Here is a 7,159-nt window from a genome sequence, read left to right as displayed (position 1 = left end):
AAGAAAAGGAGGACCTACCGAGGCATCCAACCTATAGTTATCCACAGCTGGCTCCTACCGGAACCAGCTCCAGCCCCTGGTCAATGTTCGACTGGCACTGCTGATCTCGATTGCACTGGCGCTAACAGTTGGGCCATCGAAGGCGGTCGCTGGACCGCTTGGAAAGAGTCGTCAGAGGCCACATGCCGTGAAGCAAAGGCCCAGTACCCTGACACCTACGAATTCCGCGCACTCTATGCGTCGGAATCAGCTGCGCACGCATCCGAGGACACGACTGGCGACGTTGCGTTGCTTCAACGCGCCCTACAGATCGCTGACGACGCGATGTTCGATGTACTCCAGGTCAGTTGCGTTGGCCAAGATGGTCACGGCCTGGTCTTGGGACTGACCAACGCAAATGCCGTCGAGGTTCACACCCTCGCTGAGGCCGATGAGCATCTCGTCGAGGCGTTCGAATGGCTCCGGCAACGTGGATACGTGGTACTGGCGAAGGACTCGTCGGGCGAACACATCATCGTGGAGCGGAGGCCTGGCGAATGAGCAAGCTCGCCCGCGACCATCGCAATTCCGACCTGGCCAAGATCCACCTGGCCAAGAAGCAGCTCGCCATGAGCGACGAGGACTACCGCGACATGCTGTGGACGCAGGGCCGCGTCCGCAGCTCCAAGGATCTCGATCACGTTGGCCGCGCCAACGTGCTGGAGTATCTCAAGAAGATCGGCTTCAAGACCATCGCGAAGCCGGGTGGCAAGCGACCCCGGCGCCCGGTACCGCCAGCAGACAAGCTGAAGCTCATCCGCCGGATCCGCGCGCAGCTCATCAGCCTCGATCGCAAGCCTGACACCTACGCTGATGGCATTGCGAAGCAGATGTTCGGTGAGCAGGCGCCGGATTTCTACGAGTGGTGCAACCACGACCAGCTGCATCGTCTCTCTGCCGCGCTGGGCGTTCAGCAACGCCGGGAAGGGGCCGCCACGCAATGAGCCACAAAGCGGTCAACGAAGGGCAGTTCAGCTTGTTCGACGAGACGGTGCAACTGCGCCAGGTCGAGCACGTCGACTCCTTGCCGAAGACCGCTCAGGCCCTGGTCGACGTGATCGGTATCGATGCCACCATCGACCTGGTCAAGATGTTCGCCGGCGACGAGATCAAGATCCCAGAGGTGGTTGACGGCACATCGCGTATGTGGGCGGTGTTGGTCGAGTGCGTTGGACGCGAGGCGGCGGTCCAGCTCGTAGGTCGGTTTGGCGGGATCAGTGTGTACGTCGCGAAGTGCGAGGCCGCATTGAAGGTGCATCGGAACCGCGAGATTATTCAGAGCTACGATGCTGGTGAGCCCTTCGATGCGATTCGCAGGCGCTACAAATTCAGCCGCTCGTACCTGTTCCGGTTGCTTAAAAAGTCGGTTTGAAGACCGTGAAAACCTCTGAACTCGCGGGCGCATTGCTCGTCCACTGGACAGCGAAGGCTGAAGGCTTGACCCGCTGAGCGGCCTGCGATACCTTGGTTATCCACAGGCGGATTGAAGTTGTTGAAAGGCCCCTAAAGAGGGGTTTTTTTTCGACTTCAGCGTGCGAGTTTGGTGCGAGTTCTGCCTAAAAAGAAGGCAGAACGCGTGCAAGTTCTTTTGCCCGTATATCTCTGGCAAGCTCAAAATTCCTTTGTATTTCAATGGCTTACGCAACTCGCACGCCTCTCTCAAACTCGCACGCCACCGTGCGGGTTCGTCAGTTTGGGGGGGAGGTCATGGAGCCGAGCTGGGTTGCGGGGACAGGCCACCCCTCAATGGAAAAGATGGACCTACGGCGGGGCGCCCTCCTGCCGGTCGTCCCGCCAGGAGGGCGCAGGAGGCGGTTTTTCATGCGTCCGCGATGGTGGGCCGCCCGGCGGCCTCGGATGGCCTCAAAAGGCCCGATTTCATTGGGGCGGCCCGGTTCTTCCGGCCTCTTCCCGGCTCTTCCCGGTTAGTTCAGGGGCATGCGTCCATTCACATTAGTCCAGAGTAGTGTTGGACTGCCGACCAACTTCTGGTGCTGCGACTAAAGCGGCTTCTTGGGACCTTCCTTCGGCCAAACCAACTCCTTGCCGGCGTATCCGATTGCGCACAAGGTCGCAACCACGGCAGTCGCGTGGAAGCTCGCTCTGCTTGCCCTGATCACATAGCCTCTGACTCCTCTGGCGCCGGGGTAGTACTGGGGAAGGCTTCGGTGCGCGACTTTGTGCGGCCTGACCGGATCTTCCTCGGATATGAAGATGGCGTTGGGTCGATTCGCAGGACCAACGAAGACTTTGCCCACGACGACACGGTTCTTGTTCTGGAAAAACAAGGGCTTATTCGTGAAATAGTCTTCCCAGACGTCAGCAACCAGCGATGTCTCGACTGACAAGGTGGGCTTGGTGAAGTCGTGATTGCCCAACCAGCCGAAAAAGTAGCCCAGCAGGTCGTACTGGCCTCGTTGAAGTCGTGGAGCAATGCCGTGCCAGAGCGCGTTGTCGGTCAGCGGGTGTCCCAGTCGCACGTTCGCCACGGAATTGGAAAGTCCCAAGGCCAATGAATTCCCGTATGCCAGCTGCCTGGTTTGTGGCAGTCCTGCTGCTTGAGCCGCGACGACCGCCAGCACCTTTGCCAGCGCACTGACCCATTGCGCCCAGATCACGAAGAGCCGTGGGGTAACTATCACGTCGACCCAACTCGTCAGATAGAGCGTGCCGATCCGGTCGACGAATCGTCCAAGGGTTATCTGCTTGTTCAGGTACTCGCAAACACACTGCTGGATCACATGGTCGGCCACATGATGCGCCCGCATGGTGTTCTGGCCGGGGACCGAGACCCCCGTCTTTGACGTCGTGCCAGTGTGAGGCACACCAGCCAGATACCTCTGCTCGACCAACCCCAGCGGGTTATAGCCGCCCAGAGGGTACATGGCTCGTTGCAGCCAGGAGGTCGATCGGTCGACGAACAGCGTCGTACTTTGTTGAAAGTCGTTCCTGCCCCTGACTTCGAAGCGTGGAGGCGGGCCTGGATTGAAGACGATCGGCATGGCTTTGCATTGCCACCTCTTATGTCGCCCGACTGGCTTGTGTGGCCTCCTCTTGCGTAAATGTAAGTTTGCGTCACACAAGATGCAAGTCGGGCCGTCTATCGCTTGCGTGGTGGCGAATGACGGTGCGGGCAAAAAAAAGCTCGCACAAAGGCGAGCTGAAGGACCCCGTTCTTGCGCATGGGGTCGGAGGGAGGAGCCCGCCGGAGGGAGGCGGGCAAGCCGATGATCGCGACCAATCTGGGAGACATTGAGGATGAGGGCGCACCGGATATCCCCCTGATGGCAATCTTGAAGTATTGCTAATGCAAAGGAACTAGTTCCTTGGGGCGCTGCGGGTTCGAGGCCTATCCTCAGCCCCAACATGAACGTCACACAGCAACAACTACAACTTCTCGTCAACCTGCCCGATGGCTGGTCGAGCCGCATCGATATCAAGCAGACCACCAGTGGCCGCTACGCGGGCGTTGCCGAGTTGAGCCTTCGTGGGCTCAGGCGGGGAGTGGTCGTATTCATGCAGCAGCCCACGCTGGAGGCTGCATTGCAGCGGGTGCGGCTCCGGGCCAGTCAGTTCGCGAGAGAGCGGCTCTCCTTGCCGGCTGCCAAGTCGTAGATGCCGCTCTTGCAGGTTGGGGTTTTCTATCCCGCACATGAGGATTCCCAACCCACGAACACCCCGCCGCGCGGCACCATTGAGCTTCACTGAAGGAGAACAACGCCATGAAGGCATTCAGGAAGTTCGTCGGCGGCGCCATTTCTATCGCCGGGGCCGTGGTGCTTGTAGCGCAGCACCTGTAAGGGGCACCAAGGGCGATCAGCCGAAGGTGAACACGTAGGCCTGCGCGCCCGCGTCGAGAAATTCGATTTCGAACAGGCGGTCCTTGTCGTTCGCCGTCTGGCGCACCAGTTGGTACAGGCGCTGTCCATCGATGGTGCCGTTGCCTTGCACATCGGTATCGGTGCCGTGGTCTGCCAGCGGTGGCTTGCCGTCGATCAGAACCTTGAAGCGCACGGGCTTGCCATCGGCCGACGGGCCGAGCACCAGATGCAGGTCGCGTGCATGAAAGCGATAGGCGATGCGCCCATTGGCCCGCACCAGCACCGCGCGTTCGCTTTCCACCGACCATTCGCCGCTCAGTGCCCACTGGTTGGCGCGCAGTGATGAAGCCACGGGATAGACCCGCGCACGATCCTTCGCGATGCCACCAGGCGAGGCGAAGCTCTGCGCGCGCTCGTAGCCCAGGTAGGTCTCGCCCGACAGGGCCGGCGACGCAGCCGCCGCAGCCTGCGTACCCTGGCCTTCCGGAGAGACCACGTCGGCCGGCACGACGGGCCGCCCGGCTTCCGCCAGCAACTGCTGGATGACCTGCTCCGACTTCGCATACTGCCCCTCGCCGAACTGGTGATGCCTGATGCGCCCCTGCGCATCGACGACATAGAACGCCGGCCAGTACTGGTTGCCGAAGGCGCGCCAGATCGCGTAGTTGCTGTCGACGGCCACCGGGAAGCCAATGCCCAGGTCCTTCGCTGCGCGGCGCACGTTGGCAGGCTGCTTCTCGAACGCGAACTCCGGCGCATGCACGCCGACTACCACCAGCCCCGCGTCCTTGTATTTCTCGGCCCATGCGCGAACGTAGGGCAGGGTGCGCAGGCAGTTGATGCACGAGTAGGTCCAGAAGTCGACCAGCACGACCTTGCCGCGCAGGCCCTCGGGCGTCAGCGGCGCGGAGTTGAGCCACTCGGTGGCGCCGGCCAGCGAAGGAAAGCCACCTTCGTCGGGCAGTGCCAATGCGGGCTTCTTCGGCTCCGGTTGCGTCGACGTCAGCATCAGGCCGCCCGGGTCGATGGAAGCCTTCGGTTGCGGCGATGGCATGGGCATGTCGATCTTCTCCACCAGTGCTTTCTCCAACGCCGAAGTTGTGCCGACAGAGAGGCGGCTGAGCAGCCCGGTGTCCAGCCCCAGCGCAATAGCGCCGACGCCCACAAGAACGGACACGCCGGCCACGCGCCGCATCCATTCACCGGTGCGCAGCGACCCCTTCATCGCCGAGAACAGTCGACCGCCAAAGAGCAGTGCAGCCGCCAGCGAGGTGCACGCACCGGCCGCATAGGCCAGCAACAACAACGACGTGCCGATGCTCGCGCCGTTGAGCGCGGCGCCGGTCAGGATCAGCCCGAGGATCGGCCCCGCGCACGGCGCCCACAGCAGCCCCGTGCCAACCCCCAGCAACAGCGGCGAGAACACCGACGCCTTCTCCGAGGCAGGCCCAGACAACCGCAAGCCAAGCGCCACCAGCGGACGGCTCAGCCGGTCGGCCACCGATGGAAACAGCAGCGTCACGCCGAACACCGCCAGCAGCGCAATCGCCGCATAGCGCCCGTATTCGTTGAGCGCCACGACCCAGCCGCCGCCCACCGCCGCCAGCGTGGCGATGGCCGAGAACGCCAGCGCCATGCCCAGCAGCATGGGCAGGCCATGCGAGCGGAACGGTCGATCGGCGCGCGCGAACACGAACGGGAGCACGGGCAGGATGCACGGGCTCAGGATGGTGAGCACACCACCCAGGTAGGCAACGATGAGGAGGAGCATGGTCGGGGTCTGGTCAATGGGGGGATGAGGGCGCGGCTCAGTTCGGCGGCGCGGCGCGCGTGCTCATGGTCAGCCGGGCTTCGAGCCCGCCTTCGGGTCGGTTGCGCAGCACCAGCTCCGCGCCCATCGCCATTGCCAGTTGGTGGGCGATGGCCAGGCCCAGTCCGGTGCCGCCGGTGTTGCGATTGCGCGAGCCTTCCACGCGGTAGAAGGGCTTGAGCACGTTCTCCAGCTGGTCGGGAGGAATACCCGGTCCGTTGTCGACCACGGCCAGCACCAGCCGGTCGGCCTCGGCATGCACCTGCAGGCGCACGTCAGTGCCGAACTTCAGCGCGTTGTCGATCAGGTTCGTCAATATTCGCCGCAGCGCATTCGGCCGAGTCACGATGGGCTCACCCGTGCGGCCTTCGAGCAGCACCTGTTCACCCGAGTCCTCGTAGTCGGCCACCATGCTCTCGAACAGTGCATCGGCGTCGATGCGGCACGGCGGCTCGGTGGCGCCGTGCAGCGTGCGCGCGTAGGTCACGCCTTCGCGCACCAAGGCGTGCATCGCATCGAGGTCCTGGCGGAATTTGTCGCGGTCCTGATCGCTGTCCATCAGGTCGGTGCGCAGCCGCATGCGGGTGATGGGCGTCTGCAGGTCGTGCGAGATGGCCGCAAGGATTTCCACGCGCTCGGCCATGTAGCCCGCAATGCGCTTCTGCATTGCATTGAATGCGCGCGCCGCGTGCTTCACCTCGGTCGGGCCTTCTTCGGGCAACTGCTGTCCCTTCAGGTCTGGCCCCAGTTCGTCGGCTGCGTCGGCCAGCTGCGCCAGCGGCCGCGTGACCAGCCGCACCGCATACCAGGCGCACACGGCCAGCACCAGCAGCTGTATCCACAACAGCCACATCACCCAGCTCGACACGGGCATGTCCACACGCCGCGCATGCACGACCACGGAAGACCCGTCCGACAGCCGCACCTGGATCTGCAAGCTTTGCGGTGGGCTGCCCACCTGGCCGACCTTGACGATCTCGAATGGGCGCATCGCATCGACGATGGCGGCGGCGAACTGTTGCGACATCGGCGTGTCGGGCGGCGTGCCCTGTGCGCTGCCGCCCAGCACGAAGCGGTAGTTGCGCCGCTCCAGCCGCGCGAGCCAGCTTTCGCGCTCGGCGGCCGGCAGCCGGTCGAGGATGGCGACCGAGCTCGCGATGTCGCGCTCGATGCCGATCATCATCAGCTCGCGCATCGCGATGCCGCGTTCGTAGCGGATCGCCGTGAAGGTCAGCAGCTGCGCAATGGCCAGCCCGATGACGATGATCAGCGTCACGCGCGAGAACAGCGAGCGGGGCAGCAGCCGGCGCAGGCCTGCGGGGTTGACCGGGGCGAGGGGTGCGGGGAGGCTTGCGGATGTAGGCATGGGCTGGTTTATAGACCCGGGGTCGCGCCGCAGATCACTTCTTTGTATTGCAGTGTGTTGGGCGGCAAACGGGACATACAACATTACCTGCCGGGGCTCAGATGCCGTCGCAGCTTCGGCTTT

General features: G+C 63.2%; 7 protein-coding genes. 4 read left to right on the top strand and 3 right to left on the bottom strand.

The window, feature by feature from the left end; all coding sequences use genetic code 11:
* The first annotated feature begins 324 nt into the window (after positions 1 to 324).
* The 3 genes from ACZYSP_RS29150 to ACZYSP_RS29140 are packed head-to-tail and all read left to right on the top strand — an operon-like array spanning position 325 to position 1,411.
* Positions 325 to 540, top strand: a complete 216-nt coding sequence (locus ACZYSP_RS29150) for a hypothetical protein (protein ID WP_489017944.1) — start codon at positions 325 to 327, stop codon at positions 538 to 540.
* Positions 537 to 983 (top strand): gp16 family protein, encoded by a 447-nt coding sequence (locus tag ACZYSP_RS29145; protein ID WP_164546903.1) that lies wholly within the window; start codon positions 537 to 539, stop codon positions 981 to 983. Before ACZYSP_RS29150 ends, ACZYSP_RS29145 begins: the two co-directional genes overlap by 4 nt.
* Positions 980 to 1,411: a Mor transcription activator family protein gene (locus ACZYSP_RS29140; protein ID WP_489017941.1), complete on the top strand. Its 432-nt coding sequence runs from the start codon at positions 980 to 982 to the stop codon at positions 1,409 to 1,411. Before ACZYSP_RS29145 ends, ACZYSP_RS29140 begins: the two co-directional genes overlap by 4 nt.
* Positions 1,412 to 2,039: 628 nt before the next feature.
* Here the strand turns inward: ACZYSP_RS29140 and ACZYSP_RS29135 are convergent.
* The gene (locus tag ACZYSP_RS29135; RefSeq protein ID WP_093081654.1) at positions 2,040 to 3,041 is read right to left on the bottom strand and encodes a hypothetical protein; all 1,002 of its coding nucleotides are present in this window, start codon (positions 3,039 to 3,041) and stop codon (positions 2,040 to 2,042) included.
* A gap of 364 nt (positions 3,042 to 3,405) precedes the next feature.
* On the opposite strand from ACZYSP_RS29135, the gene ACZYSP_RS29130 reads away from it, so the two are divergent.
* Positions 3,406 to 3,654: a hypothetical protein gene (locus tag ACZYSP_RS29130; protein ID WP_093052781.1), complete on the top strand. Its 249-nt coding sequence runs from the start codon at positions 3,406 to 3,408 to the stop codon at positions 3,652 to 3,654.
* Between the two features lie 201 nt (positions 3,655 to 3,855).
* Here ACZYSP_RS29130 and ACZYSP_RS29125 read toward each other — a convergent pair whose 3' ends face one another.
* On the bottom strand, positions 3,856 to 5,631 hold the full coding sequence (locus ACZYSP_RS29125) for a cytochrome c biogenesis protein DipZ (RefSeq protein WP_093081652.1): 1,776 nt from the start codon (positions 5,629 to 5,631) through the stop codon (positions 3,856 to 3,858).
* A gap of 37 nt (positions 5,632 to 5,668) precedes the next feature.
* Positions 5,669 to 7,036, bottom strand: a complete 1,368-nt coding sequence (locus ACZYSP_RS29120) for an ATP-binding protein (protein WP_093052775.1) — start codon at positions 7,034 to 7,036, stop codon at positions 5,669 to 5,671.
* Positions 7,037 to 7,159 lie beyond the last annotated feature (123 nt).

The sequence above is a fragment of the Variovorax sp. F042 genome (genome assembly GCF_057814215.1).
Note: the sequence above shows the minus strand (reverse complement) of the source record. Positions and strands in the feature narration are given on the sequence as shown.

Bases quoted from the DNA above. Each gene is read 5' to 3' on its own strand.
- ACZYSP_RS29150 (WP_489017944.1), top strand. From the start codon at position 325: ATGTTCGATGTACTCCAGGTCAGTTGCGTTGGCCAAGATGGTCACGGC.
- ACZYSP_RS29140 (WP_489017941.1), top strand. From the start codon at position 980: ATGAGCCACAAAGCGGTCAACGAAGGGCAGTTCAGCTTGTTCGACGAG.
- ACZYSP_RS29135 (WP_093081654.1), bottom strand. From the start codon at position 3,041: ATGCCGATCGTCTTCAATCCAGGCCCGCCTCCACGCTTCGAAGTCAGG.
- ACZYSP_RS29130 (WP_093052781.1), top strand. From the start codon at position 3,406: ATGAACGTCACACAGCAACAACTACAACTTCTCGTCAACCTGCCCGAT.
- ACZYSP_RS29120 (WP_093052775.1), bottom strand. From the start codon at position 7,036: ATGCCTACATCCGCAAGCCTCCCCGCACCCCTCGCCCCGGTCAACCCC.
- ACZYSP_RS29125 (WP_093081652.1), bottom strand. From the start codon at position 5,631: ATGCTCCTCCTCATCGTTGCCTACCTGGGTGGTGTGCTCACCATCCTG.
- ACZYSP_RS29145 (WP_164546903.1), top strand. From the start codon at position 537: ATGAGCAAGCTCGCCCGCGACCATCGCAATTCCGACCTGGCCAAGATC.